The organism is Anoxybacillus sp. FSL W8-0104, assembly GCF_038004465.1.
Lineage (GTDB): Bacteria > Bacillota > Bacilli > Bacillales > Anoxybacillaceae > Anoxybacillus > Anoxybacillus flavithermus_G.
Window position 1 is genome coordinate 2,201,133 of record NZ_JBBOQU010000001.1, and the last position, 24,471, is coordinate 2,225,603.

Annotated in this window: 20 protein-coding genes and 1 pseudogene; 6 read left to right on the top strand and 15 right to left on the bottom strand. The window is 42.3% G+C overall.

The genetic code is table 11. From position 1 onward, the window contains the following. Positions 1-21 precede the first annotated feature (21 nt). The 3 genes from NST18_RS11555 to NST18_RS11565 form a co-directional block, all read right to left on the bottom strand. The gene (locus tag NST18_RS11555) at positions 22-540 is read right to left on the bottom strand and encodes a competence protein ComK (RefSeq protein WP_004892059.1); all 519 of its coding nucleotides are present in this window, start codon (positions 538-540) and stop codon (positions 22-24) included. Positions 541-639: 99 nt separating this feature from the next. Further along, positions 640-1,926, bottom strand: coding sequence for an isocitrate lyase (aceA, locus tag NST18_RS11560; RefSeq protein WP_004892062.1), 1,287 nt, complete (start codon positions 1,924-1,926; stop codon positions 640-642). Between the two features lie 219 nt (positions 1,927-2,145). Continuing rightward, positions 2,146-3,393, bottom strand: a complete 1,248-nt coding sequence (locus NST18_RS11565) for a M48 family metallopeptidase (RefSeq protein WP_340721452.1) — start codon at positions 3,391-3,393, stop codon at positions 2,146-2,148. A gap of 145 nt (positions 3,394-3,538) precedes the next feature. Here NST18_RS11565 and NST18_RS11570 point away from each other — a divergent pair, with 145 nt between their 5' ends. The 3 genes from NST18_RS11570 (at position 3,539) to NST18_RS11580 (ending at position 7,203) form a co-directional block, all read left to right on the top strand. Beyond that, positions 3,539-4,129 carry an SCO family protein gene (locus NST18_RS11570; protein WP_192949498.1) on the top strand — a complete coding sequence of 197 codons (591 nt, stop codon included), beginning with the start codon at positions 3,539-3,541 and terminating at the stop codon, positions 4,127-4,129. A 93-nt stretch (positions 4,130-4,222) separates the two neighbouring features. Beyond that, a complete protein-coding gene (locus tag NST18_RS11575; RefSeq protein ID WP_192949499.1) occupies positions 4,223-6,328 on the top strand; it encodes a methyl-accepting chemotaxis protein in 2,106 nt (701 codons plus the stop codon). Between the two features lie 236 nt (positions 6,329-6,564). Continuing rightward, positions 6,565-7,203 (top strand): EAL and HDOD domain-containing protein, encoded by a 639-nt coding sequence (locus NST18_RS11580; RefSeq protein ID WP_340721455.1) that lies wholly within the window; start codon positions 6,565-6,567, stop codon positions 7,201-7,203. 293 nt (positions 7,204-7,496) lie between these two features. Here the strand turns inward: NST18_RS11580 and NST18_RS11585 are convergent, their stop codons facing one another. Then, positions 7,497-8,846 carry an ISLre2 family transposase gene (locus NST18_RS11585; protein ID WP_075039588.1) on the bottom strand — a complete coding sequence of 450 codons (1,350 nt, stop codon included), beginning with the start codon at positions 8,844-8,846 and terminating at the stop codon, positions 7,497-7,499. A 125-nt stretch (positions 8,847-8,971) separates the two neighbouring features. Here NST18_RS11585 and NST18_RS11590 point away from each other — a divergent pair, with 125 nt between their 5' ends. Together NST18_RS11590 and NST18_RS11595 are read left to right on the top strand one after the other, a co-directional pair. Next, the gene (locus tag NST18_RS11590) at positions 8,972-10,147 is read left to right on the top strand and encodes an IS701 family transposase (protein ID WP_340721642.1); all 1,176 of its coding nucleotides are present in this window, start codon (positions 8,972-8,974) and stop codon (positions 10,145-10,147) included. Between the two features lie 48 nt (positions 10,148-10,195). Then, positions 10,196-10,789, top strand: a complete 594-nt coding sequence (locus NST18_RS11595; protein WP_241737079.1) for an HDOD domain-containing protein — start codon at positions 10,196-10,198, stop codon at positions 10,787-10,789. A 43-nt stretch (positions 10,790-10,832) separates the two neighbouring features. Here NST18_RS11595 and NST18_RS11600 read toward each other — a convergent pair whose 3' ends face one another. The 7 genes from NST18_RS11600 to NST18_RS11630 all read right to left on the bottom strand — a co-directional run bounded on the left by NST18_RS11600 (position 10,833) and on the right by NST18_RS11630 (position 18,827). Next, complete coding sequence (locus tag NST18_RS11600; RefSeq protein WP_004892077.1) at positions 10,833-11,627, bottom strand: ABC transporter ATP-binding protein; 795 nt, start codon at positions 11,625-11,627, stop codon at positions 10,833-10,835. Continuing rightward, positions 11,593-12,567, bottom strand: a complete 975-nt coding sequence (locus NST18_RS11605; RefSeq protein ID WP_004892080.1) for an ABC transporter permease — start codon at positions 12,565-12,567, stop codon at positions 11,593-11,595. The genes NST18_RS11600 and NST18_RS11605 overlap by 35 nt, the downstream gene beginning before the upstream one ends. Positions 12,568-12,584: 17 nt before the next feature. Then, on the bottom strand, positions 12,585-13,571 hold the full coding sequence (locus NST18_RS11610) for an ABC transporter substrate-binding protein (protein ID WP_004892083.1): 987 nt from the start codon (positions 13,569-13,571) through the stop codon (positions 12,585-12,587). A 111-nt stretch (positions 13,572-13,682) separates the two neighbouring features. Continuing rightward, positions 13,683-15,233: a fatty acid--CoA ligase family protein gene (locus tag NST18_RS11615; RefSeq protein WP_004892086.1), complete on the bottom strand. Its 1,551-nt coding sequence runs from the start codon at positions 15,231-15,233 to the stop codon at positions 13,683-13,685. A 170-nt stretch (positions 15,234-15,403) separates the two neighbouring features. Next, positions 15,404-16,066, bottom strand: a complete 663-nt coding sequence (locus NST18_RS11620) for a 3'-5' exonuclease (RefSeq protein WP_035018859.1) — start codon at positions 16,064-16,066, stop codon at positions 15,404-15,406. 11 nt (positions 16,067-16,077) lie between these two features. Continuing rightward, positions 16,078-17,913, bottom strand: coding sequence for a DUF294 nucleotidyltransferase-like domain-containing protein (locus NST18_RS11625; RefSeq protein WP_340721458.1), 1,836 nt, complete (start codon positions 17,911-17,913; stop codon positions 16,078-16,080). A 179-nt stretch (positions 17,914-18,092) separates the two neighbouring features. Next, a complete protein-coding gene (locus tag NST18_RS11630) occupies positions 18,093-18,827 on the bottom strand; it encodes an MBL fold metallo-hydrolase (RefSeq protein ID WP_088223475.1) in 735 nt (244 codons plus the stop codon). A 153-nt stretch (positions 18,828-18,980) separates the two neighbouring features. Here NST18_RS11630 and yhfH point away from each other — a divergent pair, with 153 nt between their 5' ends. Next, positions 18,981-19,112, top strand: coding sequence for a protein YhfH (gene yhfH, locus NST18_RS11635; protein ID WP_064498958.1), 132 nt, complete (start codon positions 18,981-18,983; stop codon positions 19,110-19,112). Between the two features lie 29 nt (positions 19,113-19,141). Here the strand turns inward: yhfH and NST18_RS11640 are convergent, their stop codons facing one another. From NST18_RS11640 to NST18_RS11655, 4 genes and pseudogenes are all read right to left on the bottom strand, one after another. Then, complete coding sequence (locus tag NST18_RS11640; protein ID WP_088223476.1) at positions 19,142-20,851, bottom strand: glycoside hydrolase family 13 protein; 1,710 nt, start codon at positions 20,849-20,851, stop codon at positions 19,142-19,144. An 18-nt stretch (positions 20,852-20,869) separates the two neighbouring features. Next, positions 20,870-20,965: pseudogene (locus tag NST18_RS11645) on the bottom strand (carbohydrate ABC transporter permease); the annotation flags it as partial. Positions 20,966-20,976: 11 nt separating this feature from the next. Beyond that, positions 20,977-21,990: a LacI family DNA-binding transcriptional regulator gene (locus tag NST18_RS11650; RefSeq protein WP_064220947.1), complete on the bottom strand. Its 1,014-nt coding sequence runs from the start codon at positions 21,988-21,990 to the stop codon at positions 20,977-20,979. Positions 21,991-22,126: 136 nt separating this feature from the next. Continuing rightward, positions 22,127-24,415 (bottom strand): YhgE/Pip family protein, encoded by a 2,289-nt coding sequence (locus NST18_RS11655; RefSeq protein ID WP_445290571.1) that lies wholly within the window; start codon positions 24,413-24,415, stop codon positions 22,127-22,129. Positions 24,416-24,471: the final 56 nt, after the last annotated feature.

The following is a 24,471-nucleotide window of genomic DNA, read 5'->3' on the forward strand; positions in this document are numbered from 1 at the left end:
TTAGAGGAAAAGAGAAAACTACTACGACAATTCCTTTTCCCGTAAATATAATAAATACATCATTTTCCTTTCGCGTGCTTCGATTCGTTCGTTCATTTTTGTTCGCAACTGAGCGGTGCGATGTAGTTGGTTCACGAATGAATGATGCGAAATACATACCTCTAAGCTTTTACCATTTGAAAACGTAATGCGCGTTTTTCCACCTTGAACATGCTCATGATGACGAATATGTAAATGCGACAGCCATACACATTGAGGATTCATTGGGGAGATCGTTGGAAAAAAGAAAATTTCGTTCGTTGGTTCGATTGCAATCGGTGCTTTATGCGAAGTACCGATAATATGTCTCGCTCCATCTTTTCTTCCTCTTAAACTTGCGCCATAATACAAACAACTTTGCTCAATAATTTCCATTGGCTTTTGTTTGACGATAATTTCTCCATCTTCCTCTAACACTTTCGTCCACATTTGCTTATCGTGAAAAAACGGAAAAAGCCCCATCGTATAGCGCGTCAAATACAGATACTCGACGATGAGCATACCGCTCCCTCCCTTATATACATATTTCGACAATATTATACCATAAATATACGAAATTTTCATGAAAAATCCCCTCGTTTTTTTCGAGGGGATGTTATTTTATGCACCTGTAAATTGTTCTTCTTCTGTCGAGCCTTTTAGCGCCACAGTTGATGCTTGACCGCCCGTAATGACAAGCGATACTTCGTCAAAGTAACCTGTTCCGACTTCACGTTGATGGCGTGTAGCTGTGTAGCCATATTTTTCTGCCTCAAACTCCGCTTGTTGCAATTCGGAGTAAGCAGCCATGCCGCGATCGCGATAGCCATGTGCTAACATAAACATGCTGTAGTTGAGGGCGTGGAAACCAGCCAACGTAACGAATTGGAATTTGTAGCCCATTTTTCCGAGCTCCACTTGGAAGTTGGCGATCGTTTCGTCGTCCAACTTTTTCTTCCAGTTGAAGGAAGGCGAGCAGTTGTACGCAAGCAATTTGCCTGGGAATTTTTCATGAATCGCTTCCGCAAAACGACGCGCTTCTTCTAAGTTCGGTTCGCTCGTTTCGCACCAAATTAAATCAGCATACGGTGCATATGCCAATCCGCGCGCAATCGCTTGGTCTAATCCGGCACGCGTACGGAAGAAGCCTTCTGGCGTACGCTCACCTGTAATAAATTCTTGATCGCGCGGATCGATGTCGCTTGTAATTAAATCCGCTGCGTTTGCATCTGTGCGCGCAATTAATACGGTTGGGACGCCCATGACATCTGCCGCAAGTCGCGCCGCAATTAAGTTGCGAATCGCTGTTTGTGTCGGAAGCAACACTTTTCCACCTAAATGGCCGCACTTTTTCTCAGAAGACAATTGGTCTTCAAAGTGGACGCCTGCTGCTCCTGCTTCAATCATCGCTTTCATCAGTTCGAAGACGTTCAATTGACCCCCAAATCCTGCTTCTGCATCGGCAACGATCGGCAAGAAATAGTCGATATCTTCTTTTCCTTCCACATATTGAATTTGGTCAGCCCGTTGAAGCGCTTGATTAATGCGTTTCACAACGTGCGGCACGCTGTTTGCTGGATATAAGCTTTGGTCAGGATACATATGACCTGCTAAGTTCGCATCGGCTGCGACTTGCCAACCGCTTAAATAAATCGCTTTTAAACCAGCTTTTGCTTGTTGCACCGCTTGATTTCCTGTTAACGCCCCAAGCGCATGAACGTAGTCTTCCGTATTTAATAAGTTCCAAAGCTTTTCCGCTCCGCGACGCGCTAGCGTATACTCGATGTCAAGCGAACCACGCAATTTAATGACATCCTCTGCGCTATACGGGCGCGTAATGCCCTTCCACCGTTCATCCAATTGCCAACTTTCTTCTAATTGTTTTACACGTTCTTCAAATTTCCCCATATATATTCTCCCCCTTGTATTGAATAAAAACCCGTTGTTCAAACCGTGCACATGACCCCCAAAAAGTTATGACGCTCTTTTCTCTATGTACGAGCTTTGATACATCTCCCACCCTTCTTGTTATAATACACTTTTTCCTTTTGACGTTTTTATTATATAACACAATTTTCAGAAAAGAAAGTATTTTTATGAATTTTTTTCAAAAAAAATTTGCCTTTCCTACTTTTGTTCTAAAGAAATAATGCGCTCTAAAATGGTCGGATGACTGTAACGAAACAGTTTGACAAGATAAGGTGGATGCACTTGGCTTAAACTAGAGCGAGTCAACTGTTGAAACGTCGAGATCGCTGCTTCTTTATTTTTCGTCAGTTCAATCGCATACTTGTCCGCCGCATGCTCTTCATAACGGGAAATAGCATTCATCGCAGGGCTTGCCGCAAAACTTAATAGCGAAATCAATAGTAAAAACATCGGTAAAGAAGCAAGTTCGTTCCATTTTTCAATGCGACAAAGCGCGCCAAAACGTCCAATCATTCGTTTCATCCATCGATTCGTCAACAGCAATCCGATAAATGTAACAACAATATATAATCCAATTCCCCAATAAATATGTTTCATGACGTAATGCGCCATTTCATGCGCCATAATAAATAAAATTTCATCTTCGTTTAACCGCTCAAGCGTTGTATCCCATAATACAATGCGCGAGTTGCCTCCAATACCCGTTACATAAGCATTTAACGCATTCGTTTTTTCCGACATGTTCACTTCAAATACGTGGTCGGCTGGAATGTTTGCTTTCTCCGCTAGCGCTAAAATTTTTGCTTCTAGCTGTTTATTTTTCAGCGGATAAAAATCGTTATAAAGCGGATCAATAAACACAGGTTGAATAAACGTTAAAAAAAGCGTAAACGGAATGGAACAAAGCCACGCGTATATCCACCATCGTTTTTCGAATTTTTGCATAAGCGCATATAATACATACACAATGACAACCATGATCGCATAGTTCACCCAAAAATCAATCAGTTCATCACGCATCCAACTCGAAAACGTTTGGGTTGAAATATGATACATTTTCGCCATGTAGTAACTTGCATAGCTAAGCGGAAACGTCACGACTTGTACAAGAAGCGATAACCAAAAGACGTAAATCGCCGTTTGCATAAACCTCCGTTTCGTCGTCGCCTCCGCCCACTGTTGAAAGCGCGCCGATAAACCAAACAGCAACACAAAAATATAAATGACCCACTCATATGGAACGGATAAAAAAAATAAAAAGTTTTTTACTTCCGAAAACTGTTCAGCAAGCATCAGTTCTTTTTTCGTTAAAAACGTCGCAGGATCAGCGCTCGTTCCTTTATATTGTGCTGGAATGGATGAGTCCGTCCATTGAAATAAATAAAACGCAAAAAAGAGCGCGTACATTGCATAAAGGAATAACGTCCAAAAAGCGATTTTTCTCATTGCCCCTTCCCCCTTGTCCATCGTTACTATTAGTTTAGTTTTTCATTCGCCATTTAGAACAACGAAAAAAATTCAAATAATTGTCACGCCCCGTTCTCCTCATTAACACGTTGATTATGTATGATGAAAGTGGGAGGGATGCACGTTGAAAAAACTATATATCGGCTTTTTTAGTTTACTTGCGATTTGTATTGGTATAGGCATCTTTTATTTTTCTTACTACCGCCAAGATCAAATGGAGTTTCCAAAAGACGTGACGATGGAAACCGCGTGGGGAAAACCGTATTCATTCAATAACATGGAACCGAAAGTACGTCTACTCGAGTTTGTGTACACAAACTGTCCGGACATTTGTCCAAGTACGTCATTTCAAATGAAACAGTTAAAAGAACAGCTTGAAAAAGACGGTTTATTTAAAAAGAAAGTCGAATTTATTACAATTACGATCGATCCAAAACGCGACACACAACAAGTGATGCAAACGTATGCGAACATGTTCGGAGTAGAAAGTGATAATGAAGGATGGATTTTTTTACGAGGTAGTGAAGAAGATACAAAAAAAGTAGCGGACGCGTTTAACTTCCTATATCGCGATCCTGGAAACGGCATGCTTATTCATACAACACTCACATACTTTTTAGACGAAAACAACCGCGTCATCGACACATTCGGCATGGGCGAAAAAGGGTTTGATAAAGAGAAAGTTTATAAAGAAATTGTAAAAGAGGCGAAATAGCCTCTTTTACTCTTGTACGATGACTTGCTGTATAATACTATATTACTATGTGAAAGAATAGAACTTTGGATCTATATGGGGGGGGTATATCATATGAAAAGATGGAAAGACCGCAGTCTTATTTTTCGAACAGCTTTTTTACTTTCAATAATTGTTGCAATTATATCTATTACCGCTACAGGCACAATGCTATACCAAGTTTTAAAAGAGGAAAAAGAGCTTACAAAAGCGGTTGCCGTAGAAAAAACGGCTTCATACGCTCATAAAGTTGAAGGAATATTTAATGGAGCGCAAAAAGTTGTACAATCGTTTGGGGAGTATATGCTTTTTGCAAAAAGACATGGTCTCAACCGCGAACAAATATTGGAACATATGCACCATTTACTTGAGCGTAATGAGCAATTACTCGGCATTTATACGTTGTGGGAGCCAAATGCATTTGATGGAAAAGATGCGATGTACGTTAATAAAGAAGGACATGATGCAACAGGCCGCTTTGTACCGTATGTTGTCCGTAGCGATGGAGCAATCATTGTAGAAGCAAGCCGTGATTATGATAAAGAGGCGCCAGGGAATTATTATTTAACGCCAAAAAATACTAAAAAACCGTTATTGCTTGAACCGTACACATATGAAGTGAACGGAAAAAGCGTGTTGCTCACATCGCTCGTTCTCCCTCTCATTGACCCTGAAACAAATCAGTTTTTAGGTATTGTCGGGGTCGACTTTGAAGTGTCGTTTTTACAACAACTCGTAAGCAAAGAAAAACCACTCGGCGGGTTTTTAAACTTTATCACTGGTGATGGCACGATTATTGCAAGTGGCGCAGGAGAAAAGTTCATCGGAAAAACCATTACACTTGATAAAGGAAAAACTGTGCTGAAGCGCATCGCAAGTGGGGAGCATTTTACTGATGAAATTTACTCACAACTTCTTCAAGACGATATGTTGCGCGCTTTTGCACCTATCGAATTATCTTTGTTTGAAAAGGATTGGGCGCTCGTTTTATCCGTTCCATCTAGCACTGCATTTCAACGTATTGAAAAACTATTCGTGGACGGAGCAATTGGAATTTCAGCTTTAATTTTACTACTCGCGCTCTTTATCATTTTCACACTACGTCGTATTTTGCTTCCTGTACGTCATGCTGCACATATGGCGGAACAAATCGCTCAAGGTCGGTTAAATATTCAAATCGAAGCATTACCGAATAACGATGAAATCGGCACATTAACAAAAGCGATGAAAACAATGGTAAATCAACTTCGCGAGCAAATTAGAACATTGTCTGATGAAAGCAACCAATTATCAAACGAAGCCAGCCATATCGCGACAAACGCAAAACAAAATAGTGAAGCAAGCACATATGTGCATGAGGTAATGAGTGAAATTACAGAACGAACGGCGTCACAAACTGAAGCATTGCTTGAAAGTATGAGGGCGATGGAGGAGATGGCGACTGGAGTTCAAAAACTAGCCGAGTCGACATCGGAAGTAGCTGATTCAGCGAAAGAAATGTCCGATGAGGCAAAACAAGGAAAAGAGCAACTTGAACAAACCGTAAAACAAATGAAGCAAATCGAACAATCTTTCGCTCTTATTAACAAACAAGTGAATAATCTCACGTCATATTCTGAACAAATTGGACATATCGTTGCAGCGATTAGCGCCATCTCATCGCAAACAAATTTACTTGCTCTAAATGCCGCCATTGAAGCAGCACGAGCTGGAGAAGCTGGGCGAGGATTTGCCGTCGTTGCAGAGGAAGTTCGAAAACTAGCTGAACAAGCAGATGAAGCAGCGAAACAAGTGAGCGACTTGATTAGCCATGTCCAGCACCAAGTACAAGAAGTGAAGGAAGTAACGAAGCAAGGAGCTGATGATATTAAAGAAGGAAGCATAGTGATTACAAACACCGCTCAAACCTTTGAACGAATTGTCCAAAAAACAGACATTGTTTCAGAAGAAATTCAAGAAATATCTGCGGCAACAGAACAAATGTCAGCTGGAGTGGAACAAGTCACCGCATCTATTGAAAACATTGTAGAAACAGCAACAGATGTTCAACAAGAAATTCAAGAAGCGACAAATTCAATTGACGAACAAGCAAACATTTCAAAACAACTAGATGAATCTGCAAAACAACTTGCGCATATTTCGACGAAGCTACAACAACTCATTCAACGCTTCACCTTGTAGATCAGCCATCGGCTGATCTACCTTGTGAAATATTTTTTTTACAAAAATGAATCGACAATAAAAGAAGATTCACTTCGTATATCAACGCCTACATTATTACAGTATGGCACTATAAAATAGAATGTTTTTCCTAAATTAAAAATCATATTAATAGCGTCTTTCAAAAGCTTGAGGTAGGACGTCGTTCGCAGTTGATCGCAAAATTTAGCCATTTTTTATAAATTGGGGGATAAAATATGGACATTTACGTAGGTAGACAACCGATTTTTAATAAAAATTATGAAGTCATCGGATACGAATTGCTATATCGAAGTGGAGACAAAAATTTTTATGATGCGATCGACGGAGACAAAGCTACCATTGATGTATTGATCAACAGTTTTATGAACATCGGTATTGAAAAATTAACGAATGGTGCTCGTTGTTTTATTAACTTTACAGAAACTTTATTAAAAAAGCAATTACCCTTTCATTTTCCGAAAAATTTAGTCGTCGTCGAAATTTTAGAAAACATCCCATATTCAGAAGGATTGCTAGACATTTGCAGGAAACTAAAAGCCGAAGGATATATGATTGCTCTTGATGATTTTATTTTTTTCGAGCAATATATCCCTCTTTTTCCATACATTGATATAATAAAAATTGATTTCTCAAAGCAAAATGATTATAAACGATTCAGACCATACATTGATATGTACCATATTCACTTGCTCGCAGAAAAAATTGAAACAAGTGATCAATTAGAAGAAGCAGTTCGTAACGGTTTCTCTTATTTTCAAGGTTATTTTTTCAGCAAACCGATTATAGTAAAAGAAAAGTCGTTGCCAAAAATCGCATACACATCTCGTTTATCTTTAATTACTCAATTACTGTAGATGAGCAAATTCGCTAACATAAATTTACAACCAAACAAAAAAGGAGACATGAACCCGATTCCTTGGTTAAAATAGATGTGCCACAACTATCCACAAGGAGGTTCATGTCTCATGAATAGATTAGCACATCATCAAGGAATCCACAAGTTTTTCATAACGTTAGTTTGAGTCAAGACTTTGTGGGAGATTTTTTTCTCGACCGATTTTTTTGGTTATATATGGTTTTATAAAATCGTTATATGTAAGCGCTTTTACTTACTCTCATCCTGTAGGTATGTGCGTTTTCTCTCGTTTTAAAAACCTTTCAATGCTTGCAATGCCTCGTAAATCGGTGTCCCTGAAGATTGGCGAAGGTATGGGATGTTATCTCGTACCACTTCTGTCATTTGCGTTTGCACGCGCTTCAGTGCCTTTTTCACGATCGTTTCTCGTTTCGTTTCTTCTCGTTCTTCCACGCCATACATCACTCCATCGCGTGTCCGAATGAGTAACGTATCTTTTATCGCGACGATCGCTCGCAACATCGCTTCAATCCCTGCATCCCTCCAACTTCGACCGTTTTTACTTCGTTTCGCAAACACATGCATCGTTCCTTCCGCACTCCCCATCGCCCTCATGTTTGTCGTGTCAATCCCTTTTTCCTTCAACCATACGCGATAGTCACGTAAACATCCTGGTATCTCCTCGATTCGACGAACAAGCGCCTCGAGTTGCTTTTCCTTCTCCTCATGTTCTAACGTACCGATGGCACTTGTGAGTTCTCGTAACACACCTTCTTCATCCCATGATGCTAACTTCTTTCGAATCACCCGATATCTCGCATGACCTCGGAACAATTGACGAATCTCTCTTGCCACATGGAACCGATCAAGCTGAAAGTACCCCCTGTCCCCGAAATATTCTCGACACGCTGTAATCCATGGGGCTCCATCTCCATTGATGACCACCCAATCCTCAAACGGATCATAGCTGTATTCCTTCATCAGAAAATTCTCTACAGCTTCCCAAATCGGTTCATTCGTTTGATGAACCATATACCGTCGATTCACTAAGGATACGCGTTTCCCGTTTTTCTCCCATCCTTGGTGAATCGTGATGATCTTTTCTTCTTTTCCTTTGATGCGGCTTCGTTGACGTTTCACGTACAACCCGTCTGCTTCGATAAAAAACACGCGCCCTTTTTTCTCCATCGCACGGTGCCCTTCCACCTCTGCCTCGATGATGGACTGGCGAATCGTTTCGTGACTCATACATGCATACCCCACCAGCTTTTCAAGCGACTGCGCAGCCTGTCGATACGAAGAACCCGTCACGGCGAGATGAATCGCTGTCTCCTCTAATAGCGGACTCACTCCATGCGCCCCATCGAACTGGAGAAAGACATCGAGTAAAGACGTATACACCTTTTTTTCACGGTCAAAGTAGTAGTTTCGCTTCACTTCCACCTCTCCAAATAGCGTTTGGAGTCGGATCGTCCGCTTATCTTTGAGCGCATATCGTTTCTTGTCCCTCTGTTCTGCCAATGTGCGGTCGATCTCCTCCAACACCTGTTGAAGGAGATGACCATATTGTTTTTGCATATGTCTAAATAAAGACTGTTCGATCTCTTTTAATGTCAAGCCGTTTGTGATATAATCCTGCATGGGCTCCACTCCTTTCTTTGGTTGTATTTTTTTTTCACACTTACTACCTTACCAGGAGGAGAGCCCGTTTTTCATCTATTTTGCTTACATATCTGACAGGTTCCTTATTATACCAAATCAGGAACCTGTCTTTTTTTCTCCCACAAACATTTTACTCATACATAACGTTAGGGTTGGCGCTTTATTTCTCGAAACCTGTGATGAAGCATCTCGTTCATATCGTGGATGCGATGATTACAAAGGGCTTTTCGGGAACGCTGACCGATCTACATCATGGGAGTTTTCATCCGAACCATCGCACGACACTGAGCCATTTTTTCACGAAAAGCCCATGGGAGGAAGAGACGCTGCTTCGCAAACTCCAACAGTGGGTGCTTCATCGTGTCGAACGCAGCTCGAAACGAGAGAATCAACCCATTTTTGTTTCGATCGATGATACGATTTGCCAAAAAACGAAGCCCTCGTCACGGGCAACACACGCCATTCAAGGGTGTGATTGGCACTATTGTCACGCAGAGAAAAAATCGATTTGGGGACATTCTCTCGTTTGGCTCATGGTTCATACGATGACTCAAGCGTTTCCTTTTGCCTTTCGCCTCTACGACAAGACGGCGGGGAAAAGCAAAGGGGAACTCGCGATCGAGATGCTTTCTTCGTTGGATGTGAGTCGCCCCGTTTATGTGCTCATGGACTCTTGGTATCCATCGAAAACCCTCGTGGGAGCCTGCTTGAAAAAAGGGTTCCACGTCATCGCGATGCTGAAGACGAATCGGATTCTCTATCCAAAAGGGACGGCCATTCAAGCAAAAGAATTTGCCAAATCTATGGAGCCACGGGATACCCGCCTCGTCACGGTGGGAAAAGAGCGTTATCGGGTGTATCGCTACGAAGGCGCTCTGAACGGTCTCAAGGATGCCGTGGTGCTGCTCGCATGGAAAGCCGATCAGCCGATGACGCCGAAACATCTTCATTGCGTCTTGAGCACCGATCGCGAGCTAAGCGATGAAGAGATCTTGCGCTACTATGCTGCACGTTGGTCGATCGAATGTTTTTTCCGTCAAGCGAAAGACCAGCTGAAACTCGATGGATACCGCGTTCGCGGGCGTCGGGCGGTGAAACGGTATTGGATCTTGGTGCAACTTGCGTATATGTACAGCATGTTCGAGTCGAACAGTGATTTTTCGGATGGGCTCGATCTCCTGCGCAAGAGAAAAGGACATAGCCTCGTGGAGTTCATTTACCGTGCAGCGAAACAAAATATTCCCATTGATACCGTGAAAAAACAGCTCCACGTGGCATAAGGGGTACCCTGTTTGTCTCTTTTTAAATGGTAATTATTGTAACGAAAATTGCTCAACTACAGTCAATTAAATAAAAACGAACTAAACTTTGAAGAAATCGTTGCAACAATCGAAAGCGATCCTTCTTTAACATATCGGCTATTAAAAACCGTTAATTCGTTTTTTTTATCTTCTACTCCAAAAATCAAATCAATTCGACATGCAGCGATTTTATTAGGAACAAACCACTTAAAAAGCTGGCTTACCGTTTTAACGTTACAAGAGCCAAACGAGCCATTTAGAAATGAAGTAATTATTAATTGTCTTGTACGTGCAAAAACATTGGAGCAACTAGCTGAACTTATTCATTTGTGTGATGAAAAAGATGTTTTATTTTTTATGGGTATTTGTTCGTCTTTACATTTATTACTTCATCGCCCATTACATGAAATATTACAAGAACTACACGTTGACGAGGCAATTCAACAAGGACTAAATGGCTATCCTTGTATTTATTCACTTTTATACGACCTTGTTATCGCATTAGAAACAAACGATACAAAAAAAATAAGCGACTTGACAAACACATTAAATATCCCTATACAAGAAGCATTGGCTATTTACCAGCACAGTATCGAATGGGTTGTGCAACTAAAATTGTAGCCAATTTAGTTAATTAAAATCCCCGATGTAACTCGGGGATTTTTTATACGAGCACGGCGCGATCGCTCGCGAACTGACTGCCGCGAATGCGTTGAAACTCTTGTAAAAGCTTTTCAACCGTCAGTTTTTTCTTTTCTTCTCCACTTGCTTCAAAAATAATTTGTCCACCATCCATCATAATAAGCCGATTTCCTAATTGGACGGCTTGCTCCATATTATGCGTCACCATTAACGTCGTAAGGCGATGTTGTTCAACAATTTGTTTCGTTAAATCAGTAATGAGTTGGGCGCGCGCTGGGTCTAGCGCTGCCGTATGTTCATCAAGCAACAACACATGCGGCTTCGTAAACGTCGCCATAAGTAGCGACAACGCCTGCCGCTCCCCACCAGATAACAAACCGACTTTGGCGTGCAGACGATTTTCTAATCCAAGCTGAAGCGTAGCAAGCGTTTCTTTAAAAAATTCGCGTCGCTTTTTCGTCACACCGAAACGAAGTGTCCGCTTTTCTGTTCGGTTATAAGCGATCGCTAAGTTTTCCTCGATCGTCATATTTGGCGCGGTTCCTGCCATCGGATCTTGGAAGACACGCCCAATATAGCGCGCTCGCTCATGTTCACTCATCATTGTCACATCTTTTCCATCAATCACTACTTCCCCTGTATCTGGCGCCAGTCGCCCTGAAATAATGTTCATCAACGTCGATTTCCCCGCTCCGTTGCTGCCGATAATTGTAACAAAATCACCCGGCTGAAGCGACAGCTCGATATGTTTTAACGCGATTTTTTCATCAAGCATTCCTTCGTTAAATACTTTCGTAATCTGCTTGAGTTGAAGCAACGGCTGCACCTCGCTTTCTCGCTTTTCGCTGTTTTTCCGCACGCGCTGCGACCATTTGCGGAACAACGAGCGCTAAAATGACGATGAAGGCGGTAATGAGCTTTACATCACCTGTTTCTAAAAATTGGACACGTAACGCCAGCGTAATGACTATGCGATATACGATCGCCCCTAAAATGACAGCAAGCGTCGCCCGTACAATCGTTTTCGCCCCAAACAGCGCTTCCCCGATAATAACTGACGCTAAACCGATGACGATCATTCCAATGCCCATGCCAATGTCGCTAAATCCGCTATATTGCGCAATCAACGCCCCTGAGAATGCGACAAGTGCGTTTGACAAGCCAAGCCCGATGATAGTTAAACGGTCTGTATTGCCTGAAAAACTAGCAATCATTTTTTTATTGTCACCAACTGCTCGTAATGCTAACCCGACTTCCGTTTTTAAAAATAAATCAATAACGACTTTAGCGATCACTACTAACAACGTTCCAAAAACGATAACCGCCCATGTTTTCGGAGCGAACGGAACGATCATCGCTAGCGCTGCATCCACTCGTTGAAATTGAGCTGTCACCATCGTCATCACAGTTTCTTGCTGCAAAAGCGGAACGTTCGGTTTCCCCATAATGCGCAAGTTGATTGAATATAAAGCGATCATCATTAAAATGCCGGACAACAACGGATTAATTTTTCCTTTCGTATGCAAAAGACCTGTCATACATCCTGCAAGAAAGCCCGCCCCAAGCGCTGCAAGCGAAGCAATAAACGGATTGACACCAGCGACGATAAGGACGGAAGCAACAGCCGCTCCCGTCACAAAGCTTCCGTCCACCGTCAAATCGGGAAAATCTAAAATACGAAACGATATATACACACCAAGCGCCATAAGCGCATATAACAATCCTGCTTCTACAGAACTAAACAATGCTGTAATCATACGATCCATCCTTTACGTTATTCAATGAATTCCGCCATGCTATCCCATTCGCTTCTCCATTCCACACCCATCTCTTGCGCTGCTTTTTTATTAATGACAAGCTTTAACTTTTGCGGATATTGCACTGGAAGTTCGGACGGTTTTTTCTTTCCTTCTAAAATGTCAGCTGCCATCACTCCTGCTTCATAACCGATATCGTAGTAGTCAAAGCCGTATGCCGCAAAACCACCGCGTTTTACCGAGTCTAACTCCCCAACAAAAAGCGGGATGTCTTGATCGTTTGCAACTTGAATGACGGATTCAAGTGCAGAAACAACAGTATTGTCTGTAATAACATAAAAACAATCCACTTTGCCGACTAACGATTCCGCTGCTTGTTTCACTTCCGCCGATGTCGACACCGACACAGGTACGATCGTTAAATCGGTTCCCTCCATCGCTTTTTTCACCGCATCCACTTGCGCGACGGAGTTTTGTTCACCAGCGTTATAAATCATCCCGACGCGATTTCCATCAACAAATTGATCAATAAATTGCACCGTTTTCGGAATGGCGTCTGGATGTGTATCTGTCGTCCCTGTCACGTTTCCGCCCGGCTGTTCCATCGACTGTACAAGCTTCGCGCCAACCGGATCCGTCACAGACGTAAAGACGATCGGAATATCTTTCGTTGCATTTAATGCACCAAGCGCACTCGGTGTTGAGTTCGCGAAGATTAAATCGACGCCATCTGCCACAAAGTTGTTTGCGATCGTTTGGTTATTGTTCATATCTCCTTGCGCAATTTGCACATCGTATTCCACTTTTAATCCTTTATCTTCAAGCGCCTTTTTAAATCCGTTAAACGCCGCATCAAGCGATGGATGTTCAACAATTTGCGTCACGCCGACTTTATACGTTTTTTCTTTTTCCCCACTCGTTTCTTTCGTCGTTTTCTCTCCGGAACATCCAGCAAGCACGCTGCCGGCAAGCAACAACGCCCCACACGTTTTCAACCACTTCATTTGTATCCCCCTTACTTTTTCGCTGTTTCGCTTTTATGCGTTAAATTATACAAATATATTTTCTAAATATCAAGTAAATTCTTGAAATTTTCATAAAAAATAAAACGGTGCTTATTGTGCACCGCTTTGGGAGACGACTTGTTCTTTTAATGCGCGTCTTAAAATTTTTCCTGTCGTATTTTTTGGCAATTCATCTAAAAATTCAATTGAACTCGGTACTTTATATTTCGCTAAATGCTCGCTGCAATACGCGATGAGCTGTTGTTCAGTCAACTGTTTATTTTTACTCACAACGTAACATTTCACCGCTTCACCAAAATTCGGATCAGGGACGCCAATGACAGCCGCTTCAACAACATCTGGATGGCTGTACAATACTTCTTCCACTTCACGTGGATATACGTTGTACCCACCGACGATAATCATATCTTTTTTCCGATCGACAATATAAAAATATCCTTCCTCATCCATTTTTGCTAAGTCGCCTGTATATAGCCAACCGTCGCGAATCGTATGCGCCGTTTCTTCCGGCATTTTATAATATCCTTTCATCACATTCGGACCGCGTACGATGAGTTCCCCCACTTCCCCAACAGGTACTTCTTCTCCTAATTCATTGACAATTTTATTTTCGACATTCATAATGCTCGTTCCGATCGAGCCTGGTTTGCGCGGACGATCGAGCGGATTAAAACATGTAACTGGCGAAGCTTCTGAAAGTCCATACCCTTCGGAAACGATCACCTGAAACTTTTTCTCAAAGTTTTTCAATAATGCAACAGGCATTGACGCACCGCCTGAAATGCATAGACGCATATGTGCAAAGTCTTCCGCTTTTCCGTCTGGATACTGATATAAAAAGTTATACATCGTCGGTACGCCTGCAAACACCGTCGCTTTTTGTTCACGCGCTACTTTAAACACTTCCGCTGGGCTAAATTTCGGAAGAATCAGCACCGTTCCGCCATTCGTAAGCGGTGCATTAAGCGCAACCGTTAAACAAAACACATGAAACATCGGCAACGTCGCAATGACGCGGTCATCTTCGTTTATTTTTAGGTAATCAGCTACATCTTGAGCGTTGCTGTAAAGATTTTTATGCGTCAACATCGCTCCTTTCGGCTTTCCAGTCGTCCCTGATGTATATAAAATAACTGCTACATCGTCATCGTGAAGCTCTGGCCCGAAAAACGGAACTTCACCTGTCGCTAACACCGTTGTAAACGATTTCATTTTTTCGGGCAAAACGATTCCATGTTCTTTTCCTTGCGGCGTTTCGCAAATAATGATATGCTCGACGCTCGGTAAGCGTCCGTCAAGCTTCATCAGCGTCGGAATGACTAGATCAAGCGCAATGACAACTTTTACATCGCCGTTCGTTAAAATGTAATGAATTTCATCAGCTGTATAAATTGGATTAATTGGAATGACTGTCGCCCCGGCGCGCATCGCACCGTACAAACTGACGATAAAATACGGTGAATTGCCTAATAACAACGCCACATGGTCTCCTTTGTTTACCCCGAGCTTTGCTAGACCGCTCGCAAACTTCATAACTGCTCCGTTCAACTCGCCATACGTCGCCTCAGTTGTTTCAAACACGTATGCTCGCTTGTCCGGCTTTTGTGATGCGATTTGTTCTAACCGTGAAACTAAATTCATTTTCTCCCCACCCCTCTTAATGAATGAATAGTCATTCATTTTAAAATTAAAAAAATTCTAAATGTATTATATTTTAAAATAAAAAAACAAGCAAGTAGGACATTGTCGTGCAAACGATCACGTCTTGCCTCTCCTAGGTGGGTAAAAAAAGAAAGCGGGGGCTCTCCCCGTTAAAATGACAACGACCGCATTTGGCTATCTGTTGCTCGCAACAGTTCTCCCCATGTTCGATAACCGTGCATGCGAAATTGTTCTAATAGCTCAACGAATAAATACGCGGTCGTAAGCGCATCGCCAAGGGCGGAATGTCGCTCGTACATGCGCGTACCGAACGCTTGTGCATAGCGCTCTAAATCGCGCATATCATATGATGGCGCAATAAAGCCAATTAAATCGAGCGTATCAATAAACGTCGGCTTGTGAAATTTCATTTTTTCGCGGCGCAATTCATGTTTGATGACCAATAAATCGAATGGAATGTAATGGCCGACAAAACAGGCGCTTTGTTTTTGTTCAACAAACTGGAAAAATTGTTGCAACACCTCGATTGCGATGGGGGCATGTCGCACTTTTTCTTCCGTAATGCCTGTTAACTCTACAATGACAGGCGGAATGTCGCGGTTTGGATTCACATACGTATGAAACGTCTCATTTTCAAGCACCGTCGTTCCTTTCACTTGCACCGCACCAATTTCAATTAATCGATCGGTCGTTGCGACATCAAATCCCGTCGTTTCTGTATCAAATACGGTAAAAATAATATCATCGATCGGTGTCGATAACGGGATGTTGTCGTTCAACTTGCAGTCAATCGCCTTTCGTAAAAAAAACATGTTCATCCCCCTTAAAAACGAGACAATAGCTGCGTTTGTAGTTGTTTCAACGTTTTTAAACTTAAAATCAATTCATCTTTCTCTCGCGTTGTCATTGTCGTAAACGATAAAACCGATGATGCTTGTTGATTTGCTTTATATTGATTCCATTTATAACGAACGTAAATGGCTAATACGTTTTCGGCAGCTTTTTGTACGTCTTTCGCAAACGACGGAGACAACGCATGTTTGTCTTTTAGCTTCTCAATCCGTTCGAACGGTGTGCCAGACACAACCCCGTAAATGAGTCCTAAAATTTGCACGCTATGGTGATATGGAAACAGCACTTCTTTTTTCATATCAATCGTTTTCCGTTCGAGCCCAAAGAGCGAGCGAATCGGGCGATCAAGCGTTGGAATTTCATGCTGCCTTTCCACTTCGACAAGGCGGAAGAAAAACATTTTCGCACGGTTCAACTGTTCGCGAATCATCTGTTCAAACGCGCGATGCAACTCTATTTCCCCATATACAAACCGATATGAAAAAAAGTTTTGCGCCAATAACAAATTGTCATTTGTCGCATGAATCATCCACTCGCGCAGCCTGCCTCTCCACACTTCAAGAGAACCGCGCCACGCTTCTTCACTCGCCATCATTTTTCCTTTGCATCGCTCATATCCAGCCTTCTCCATAAAGCGCACCATCGCCTCACCAAGCTGAGCAAAATACGAAGCATATTCGTCGCTTTCATAGACGAGAAAATGGTCCTGATCGGTCAATAAAAATTGCTCTCTCCGTCCACCTGAACCCATTAAATAAAAAGCAAAGCGACACGGCGGCTCCCCTACTTCGTTTAGCGCTAACGCCATACAACGCCATACGAGCCGATCGTATAATTTCGTAATCATATTTAAACATTGTGCAATTGGTACTTGATCGCGTAGCATCGTCGCTAATAACTCGTAAATGGCAGTTTTCATTTTTGGTAACGTCCGTTCATCTGCATAATCAATTTGTTGAATGGTACGCATGATGCTTTCGTTTTTCTTTCGCATTAAATCGGAAAATGTCACAATTCCTTCTACTTTTCCGTCATCAACAACAGGTAAATGCTTTACTCCACGCTCAATCATCATCGCAAGCGCATCGTAATAATACGCAAAGCGCGAAATCGTCGCCACATCTTTTGTCATCACCTGTTCAACAACCGTATCGTACGGAAGAGACTGTCCGAGCACTCGTTCGACAAGATCCGTTTCCGTTAAAATTCCACATAACGTTTGTTCGTCTGTCACGACGATCGAACTAATATGAGTCGCCGCCATTTTTTTCGCCGCCTCTTGTACCGTTGCGGTGGGCGGTAAAGTGACGACATCGCGAACCATTAAATCTTGTACGGGAACGACAAATGATGTTGAATCGCCAAATTTACGCGCCTGCTTTATTTGTTCTGCAAGCGAAACGTATACATCTTTTAAACGGACGCACGCCTGTGTAAGCAAGTAATCGTGTACATTCGGATCATCCCATAACCGTGTTAACACGGAAAACGGCATGACAAGCACTTCACATCGTTCCGCCGCCCGTACCGCAACGAGCTCTTCTTTTCCATCGCTTTTCGATACACCTAAAAAATGGGCTAAGCTTGAAAATCCGATCAATCCCCCTTTTTGCACAACTTCAAGCACTTCATCATATCCTTCATGCTCGACGTACACTTCCGCTACCCCGTCAAGCAACAAGACAAGACCTTTACGTCGCTCATTTTTTCCTAAAATCATTTCATCTTTTTCAAACGTTTTTTGTTCGCACTCAGCAAGAAGTTTTTCCATCTCTTGTTTTGAAACACCGCTAAATAACGGATGCATTCATTCCCCTCCCTTATAAAAACAGCATCTGTTTGCACAGACGCTGTTTTATCTCAGACGGTTAATTTCCGATTATTTTGTAAGCGTTATCACTTACATTTTCCCTCCTTTCCGATTCATCGTCAAGTTTATATTAAAAATTTTCTGAATTTTAATTATAAAAACAAGGTAGCTGATCGCTACCCTTCCCATGTCCATCTTGTTTTTGCTAATTGCACATCGCCATGGAAAATCGTTTTTGCTTCGTCGACAAGTTGTTCAACGTTACCGAAATGAGGTAAGTGCGTTAGTAGCAATGTTTTAACGCCAGCGTCGCGCGCGATCGTTGCCGCTTCCTCGCTCGTCATATGCCCGGCTTGTTTCGCATGTTGCCCGGCATAAAAGTTGCATTCGCAAATCAGTACGTCCGCATGTTTTGCAAAAGGAACAAACTCAGGCAAATAACTAGAATCTGCTGTGTATACGACCGTTTTTTCTCCCGCATGAATGCGCATCGCATAACAAACAGCTGGATGTTCTGTCGGCATAAACGTAATCGTAAATGGACCGATATGAAGCTCATCGTTCGGATCGTACGCCACCGCTTTCGTCACTCCTTTATGAGCAAGGCGTGCGAATCCATCCCGATCAAACGAATGTCCATAAATAGGAAGCTCAGGCAAATGTGCGCCTAAATTTTTCTTAATGAGTCGCGCGTATTGAAGCGGTCCAATATCTGCGACATGGTCGTGATGATAATGCGATATGATAACCGCATCAATTTGCTCAATGTCAATGACGTTTTGAAGTTGCGCTAACGCCCCGCTTCCGCAGTCGACTAACAGGCGAAAACCGTCGTGTTCAAACAAATAACATGACGTTGCTTCATTTTTTTTCGGAAACGCCCCCCAATAGCCGATCACTGTCACTTTCATATGTATTCACCTTCCTTACAAAAATGTGTACAACTACACAATACCAAATTTCTGAACAAATTTCACATATACAAATGTTATAAAACAACTATTGGCAAATATATATCTGTTATAATACAATGAAATCAACAAAAGCAAAGGGGATGGGGAGTTATGTTAGAAAAAATGTCTGAATTTTATAAAAAGTTACCACCGAAAACATGTTGCGAGTGCGGCGAAGAAATGGAAGAACAACATGAATGTTACGGAAACGTTTGTGCGCAATGTTTAAACGTTTCTTGTTAAAGTAAAAAAGCAGCCTGCGCGGCTGCTTTTTACTTTAACTTATATACACGTGCTTCATACGGTTTTAGCACAATCGTGTCAATCGATTCATTTTCATCGACCGTATAGTTGCTAATAAGCAATTGCTTTTCGGTAAACGTGATATGTGACGGCAATGTAAACGTTGGCTGCTCGCTGCTAAAGTTTGTGATGACAAGCAGCTGCTCATCGTTGAACTTGCGCACGTATGCATAAATTTGTTCATCATCTTCAAGAAGTAACTCGTATGAACCGTACACAATAATCGGATGCTCTTTTCGGAGACGAATGAGCTTTTTGTAATAATGAAACACCGAGTTTTCATCTTTCAACGCTTGTTCGACGTTAATGTCGCGATAATTCGGATTTACATTAATCCACGGCGTGCCTGTCGTAAAGCCTGCATGTTCTGTCGCATCCCATTGCATCGGTGTGCGCGCATTATCGCGACCGCGGTAATGAATCGCCTTTAATATTTTGTCTGGATCATACCCTTTGTTTACTACAACATCGTTCCATAAGTTAATCGTTTCCACGTCACGATAATATTCAATGGACGGGAAAGAAACGTTCGTCATACCGATTTCTTGTCCTTGATAAATGTATGGCGTTCCTTGCATCATATGTAGCCATGTCGCTAACATTTTTGCGCTTTCTACACGATACGTTTTGTCGTCACCAAAACGCGAAACAGAACGCGGTTGATCGTGATTTTCTAAATAAAGAGAGTTCCAACCTTTCCCGTGCAGTTCAACTTGCCATTTGCTCATAATTTTTTTCAAATCGGTTAATTTCCACGGTTGAATGTCCCATTTTCCAAGTGGACTTCCCGGCTTTGTATCGACATCCATATGCTCAAATTGAAACAACATATTCATTACGCCATCTTGCTCGTTCGTAAACCGAATGGCATCGTCTGTTGTGACCATTGGTGTTTCGCCGACTGTCATAATGTCATATTTACTTAACACTTTCTCTTTCATTTCACGCAAATAGTCCATTAATTTCGGACCGTTCACAAAATATTGACCACCCCATTGATAACGATCGTTTGGATTTGTCACCGGCGCATCTGGCAAACCTTCTACCTTTGATAATAAGTTGATAACATCCATCCGGAATCCGTCAATGCCACGATCTAACCACCATGTCATCATGTTGAAAATTTCTTCGCGCACCTTTTCGTTTTCCCAGTTTAAATCTGGTTGTTTTTTTGAAAATAAGTGTAAGTAATATTCCCCTGTCGCTTCATCATATTGCCAAGCAGAACCGCTGAAAAACGATTGCCAATTGTTCGGCTCTTTCCCATCTTTCCCCGGACGCCAAATGTAATAGTCGCGATACGGATTGTCTTTTGACTTGCGCGATTCAATAAACCAATGATGTTCATCGGACGTATGGTTGACGACTAAATCCATCACTAATTTCATCCCGCGGGCATGCATTTCGTGAAGCAGTTCGTCCCAGTCAGCGAGCGTACCAAACTCGTCCATAATGTCTTGATAGTCGCTAATGTCGTAGCCGTTATCGTCGTTTGGCGACTTATAAACAGGCGACAGCCAAACGACATCGACGCCAAGCTCTTGCAGATAATCTAATTTTTCAATAATGCCGCGCAAATCGCCAATTCCGTCCCCATTTGAATCTTTAAAACTGCGCGGATAAATTTGGTATACAACTGCTTCTTTCCACCATTGTTTCGTTTTTGGAATCGATTCCATCTTCTTCTCCCCTCTCCATTATTCTTTTACTGAACCGGACGTTAAGCCCGATACGATGTGGCGTTGGAATAATAATACCATAATGACGAGCGGAATCGTCACAATCACTGTCGCTTCATAAAGAGTTAGCCTTTACGAAGCTCGCTACCAATCGTTGATGCGCGCACAATAAGCTGAAGTGGAAACTCGTAAATTTCCTTTGTTTCATATTTTTTTGTTTGAATTTTTTCAACGATCACATCCACTGCTTTTTGCGCCATTTGTTTCACCGGTTGATGCACCGTCGTAATTGTCGGATTCGTTAACTCTGTAATAGCTTGATTATCGAAACCGACGACTGCTAAGTCTTCAGGGATACGATAGCCGCATTTCACCGCTTCCGATATAATGCCGGCCGCCACTTCATCGCTTCCGGTGAATACAGCCGTCGGTCGCTCTGAAAGCGCCATCATTTGATGGAATACACGATTCCCGTCTGCGATATGAAACGCATCGCGAAAAGCATACTGCTCATGAAATGAAACTTTATACTCCGCCAGCGCCTTTTTAAAACCGATTTCACGCGACTTTGCCACATTGCTTCGATAACCGCCGGAACAATAGGCAATTTTCGTATGGCCTTGTTCGAGCAAATGTTTTGTCGCTATGTATCCCCCGTATACTTGATCGAGCCGAACGGTTGGAACGTTTGCACGATCATCAAACTCATTGCAAAGGACAATCGGCCCGTATTGCAAAAAAGGTTTCAGCTTTTTCCACTCGTTTTGAATGGAGGCTAAAATAACCCCGTCAACTTGTTTTGTTTTTAATAAATTCATGTAGTTTAATTCTTTTTCTGGCGAATAGCGCGTCTGACAAATAATAAGCTGATAACCATGTTCTGCTGCTGCCATTTCTGTCGCTTCCACAAGCTCGCTGAAAAAAGGATTTGTAATACGCGGAATAAATAGCGCTAAAATGCTCGTTTTTTGATTCCGCAAACTTCTAGCCGATGAATTCGGTACATACCCTAGCCTTTCCATCGCTTCAAGCACGAGCTTTCGTTTCTCTTCTGACACGTACGGGTGATTGTTAATGACGCGCGAAACCGTCGTCCGTGAAAGCCCTGTTAGCTTGGCGACATCTTCAATCGTCGCCATCCTCCCAGCCCCCCCTCATTCCAATCGAAAAGAAACGAATGAAATCGTTCTCATACTCGTATTATACGCACATCACCTTGTATATGCAAATTAATTTTTAAAAAATTTTTTCATCAAAAAAAGCTTCTGAAGCCTATTACGCTTCAGAAGCTTGTTCCACAATTGTTGTGAATTGGCGACGATGTTGAATCGTAAAATACGTCATCGTTCCTGCCATCATAACGACGATAAACATAAGCAATTTGCCGACGTTTTCCCACATAAACGAGAAATCACCGCTTGAAATGACAGCTTTTAATCCGAAAACAGAATACGTCATTGGAAGCCATGCGTTAAAATGTTGCAACGAACGTGGAATTAACTCAAGCGGGAACGTTCCGGCACTCGTTGTCAATTGTAAAATTAAGACGACAATCCCGATAAATCGTCCCGGATCACCAAAAACGGTCACGAGAAATTGAATAACTGATAAAAAGGTAATGCTTGTCACCACGCTAAACAAAAGAAATAACGGAACGCTTTTCACCTGTAAATCAAGCCCGAAAAGCAATACGCTGTCCGCAAGAAGCGCTTGTAACACACCCACACCAATGAGTACACCAAACTTCGCAAAAAACCATTGAAATGGTGAGCGTGGCACTCCAGCCGGTTCGCGAAGTGGAAAGACGATCGAAAGTAAAAGCGCACCGACAAACAATCCTAACGACAAGAAATATGGTGTAAACCCTGTTCCGTAGTTTGGCACTTCATTGATTTTTTTATCTTTTACTTTCACCGGTTCGGCAAACATGTTATATACGTCTTCGTTTGCTTTAACGTTGCTTGCTTTTTCAGCACCTTCTTTCAATTTATCTGCTAGTTCTCCTGAACCGTCTGCAAGCTGATTCATTCCAGCTTGTAATGCTTCGGTTCCGTTTGTTAGTTCATTCATTCCGTTCGCTAATTGTTGTGCACCATCCGCTAACCGATGCGTACCATCTTGCAGTTGGTCGCCTCCATTCGCAAGAGCTTGCAAACCAGAAGCAAGTGTTTGACCACCACTTGCGAGCTTCTCTGTCCCTTGTTTCGCTTCTTGCATTTTTTCATGTAACGTATGCATGCCCGAAACAAGCTGTTCTTGTCCGTTCACTAATGCATTTGCGCCATCGGCGAGTTGCTGTTGTCCAGCAAGCAGTTCGTTTACGCCGCTATCGAGAGCCGCATGCCCTTCATGTAGTTGCTTTGCCCCTGCGCTTAACGATGCCGCTCCCTCTTGTAACGCTTTTGCTCCATCGTTTAACTGCGCAACTCCACCCTGTACTCGCTTGCTTCCAAGTGATAGTTGCACAACGTTTTGTTTTAATTGCTCATACACCGCTTTTTGGGCCGGATCTGACGTTTGCGCAATAAGCGTATTAAGCTGTGCAGCGAGTTGCTCTAACCCGCTTGTCACTTGCGTGGCACCCGTTTGAACTTGCGTAGCTCCTTGTTGCCACTCGGCAAGCGATGTAACTAGCTTTTCTGTTCCGCCGCTCAATTGTTCTGAGCCTTGTAAAAGTTGTGGCATGCGAGCATCGAGAGCTTTCATTCCTTCAAGTACACGATTTGTACCTAAAGCCAGTTTTACTGTTCCTTCTTTTGCTTGCTGTGCTCCTGCAAGCAATTGTCCTTGCCCATCTACCATGCGCTTCATTCCATCATGAAGCGTTTGAACACCGGTTTGAACTTGCATTGAACCGTCAGCTGCTTGATGCAAACCGTCCGTAAATGTAATTGATTTTTCAGCAAGCGTCGCTAAATGGCGATACAATTCATTGGAGCCATCTTGCGCTTTGTTCATCCCATCATATAGCCTGTTCGTTCCGTCTTTTGCATCTATCAATCCGTCATGCAATTGCTTTGCTCCGTCGCTCGCTTTTGTTAATCCGTCCGCCAACGTTTTTACGTTTTCAAACATGTTTTCGGCGTACGTTTCGGTTAATGTTTTTGCTACCTCTGTTTTAATTCTTTCTACTGCTGTTCCACCGATTTGGGCAGATAAAAAGTTAAACCCTTCATTTGGCTTGTAAATAAGTTGAAGCTTTTTCGGGTGATCATCTTGTAACGTCGTTGCGTTTTTAGAAAAATCTTCAGGAATTTCAATCAGCATATAATACCGTTGCTCTTTTAATCCTTTTTCCCCTTCACTTCGGCTTACAAAATGCCAATCAAACTGTTTCTTTTCTTTTAGCTTGTCGACGAGATCATCACCAATATGGAGCTCTTCTCCTTCAAATGTCGCGCCTTTGTCATTATTAACAACAGCGACAGGCAAATCGTCTAAATGATCATACGGATCCCAAAACGCCCATAAAAACATACCGCTATATAAAAGCGGAATAAATAAAACAGCGATAATCGGAATAAGCACTTTCCGATTGGACGTGACTGCTTTTATTTCTTGCATCAATAATCGAAATGTATGCACATACTCAACCCCCTTTTTAAAATATTGACCAATTT

Coding starts and splice junctions, on each gene's coding strand:
- NST18_RS11555 (WP_004892059.1), bottom strand. CDS start 540: ATGCTCATCGTCGAGTATCTGTATTTGACGCGCTATACGATGGGGCTT.
- aceA (WP_004892062.1), bottom strand. CDS start 1,926: ATGGGGAAATTTGAAGAACGTGTAAAACAATTAGAAGAAAGTTGGCAA.
- NST18_RS11565 (WP_340721452.1), bottom strand. CDS start 3,393: ATGAGAAAAATCGCTTTTTGGACGTTATTCCTTTATGCAATGTACGCG.
- NST18_RS11575 (WP_192949499.1), top strand. CDS start 4,223: ATGAAAAGATGGAAAGACCGCAGTCTTATTTTTCGAACAGCTTTTTTA.
- NST18_RS11580 (WP_340721455.1), top strand. CDS start 6,565: ATGGACATTTACGTAGGTAGACAACCGATTTTTAATAAAAATTATGAA.
- NST18_RS11585 (WP_075039588.1), bottom strand. CDS start 8,846: ATGCAGGATTATATCACAAACGGCTTGACATTAAAAGAGATCGAACAG.
- NST18_RS11605 (WP_004892080.1), bottom strand. CDS start 12,567: ATGATTACAGCATTGTTTAGTTCTGTAGAAGCAGGATTGTTATATGCG.
- NST18_RS11610 (WP_004892083.1), bottom strand. CDS start 13,571: ATGAAGTGGTTGAAAACGTGTGGGGCGTTGTTGCTTGCCGGCAGCGTG.
- NST18_RS11615 (WP_004892086.1), bottom strand. CDS start 15,233: ATGAATTTAGTTTCACGGTTAGAACAAATCGCATCACAAAAGCCGGAC.
- NST18_RS11620 (WP_035018859.1), bottom strand. CDS start 16,066: ATGTTTTTTTTACGAAAGGCGATTGACTGCAAGTTGAACGACAACATC.
- NST18_RS11625 (WP_340721458.1), bottom strand. CDS start 17,913: ATGCATCCGTTATTTAGCGGTGTTTCAAAACAAGAGATGGAAAAACTT.
- NST18_RS11630 (WP_088223475.1), bottom strand. CDS start 18,827: ATGAAAGTGACAGTGATCGGCTATTGGGGGGCGTTTCCGAAAAAAAAT.
- yhfH (WP_064498958.1), top strand. CDS start 18,981: ATGTTAGAAAAAATGTCTGAATTTTATAAAAAGTTACCACCGAAAACA.
- NST18_RS11640 (WP_088223476.1), bottom strand. CDS start 20,851: ATGGAATCGATTCCAAAAACGAAACAATGGTGGAAAGAAGCAGTTGTA.
- NST18_RS11650 (WP_064220947.1), bottom strand. CDS start 21,990: ATGGCGACGATTGAAGATGTCGCCAAGCTAACAGGGCTTTCACGGACG.
- NST18_RS11655 (WP_445290571.1), bottom strand. CDS start 24,415: ATGCAAGAAATAAAAGCAGTCACGTCCAATCGGAAAGTGCTTATTCCG.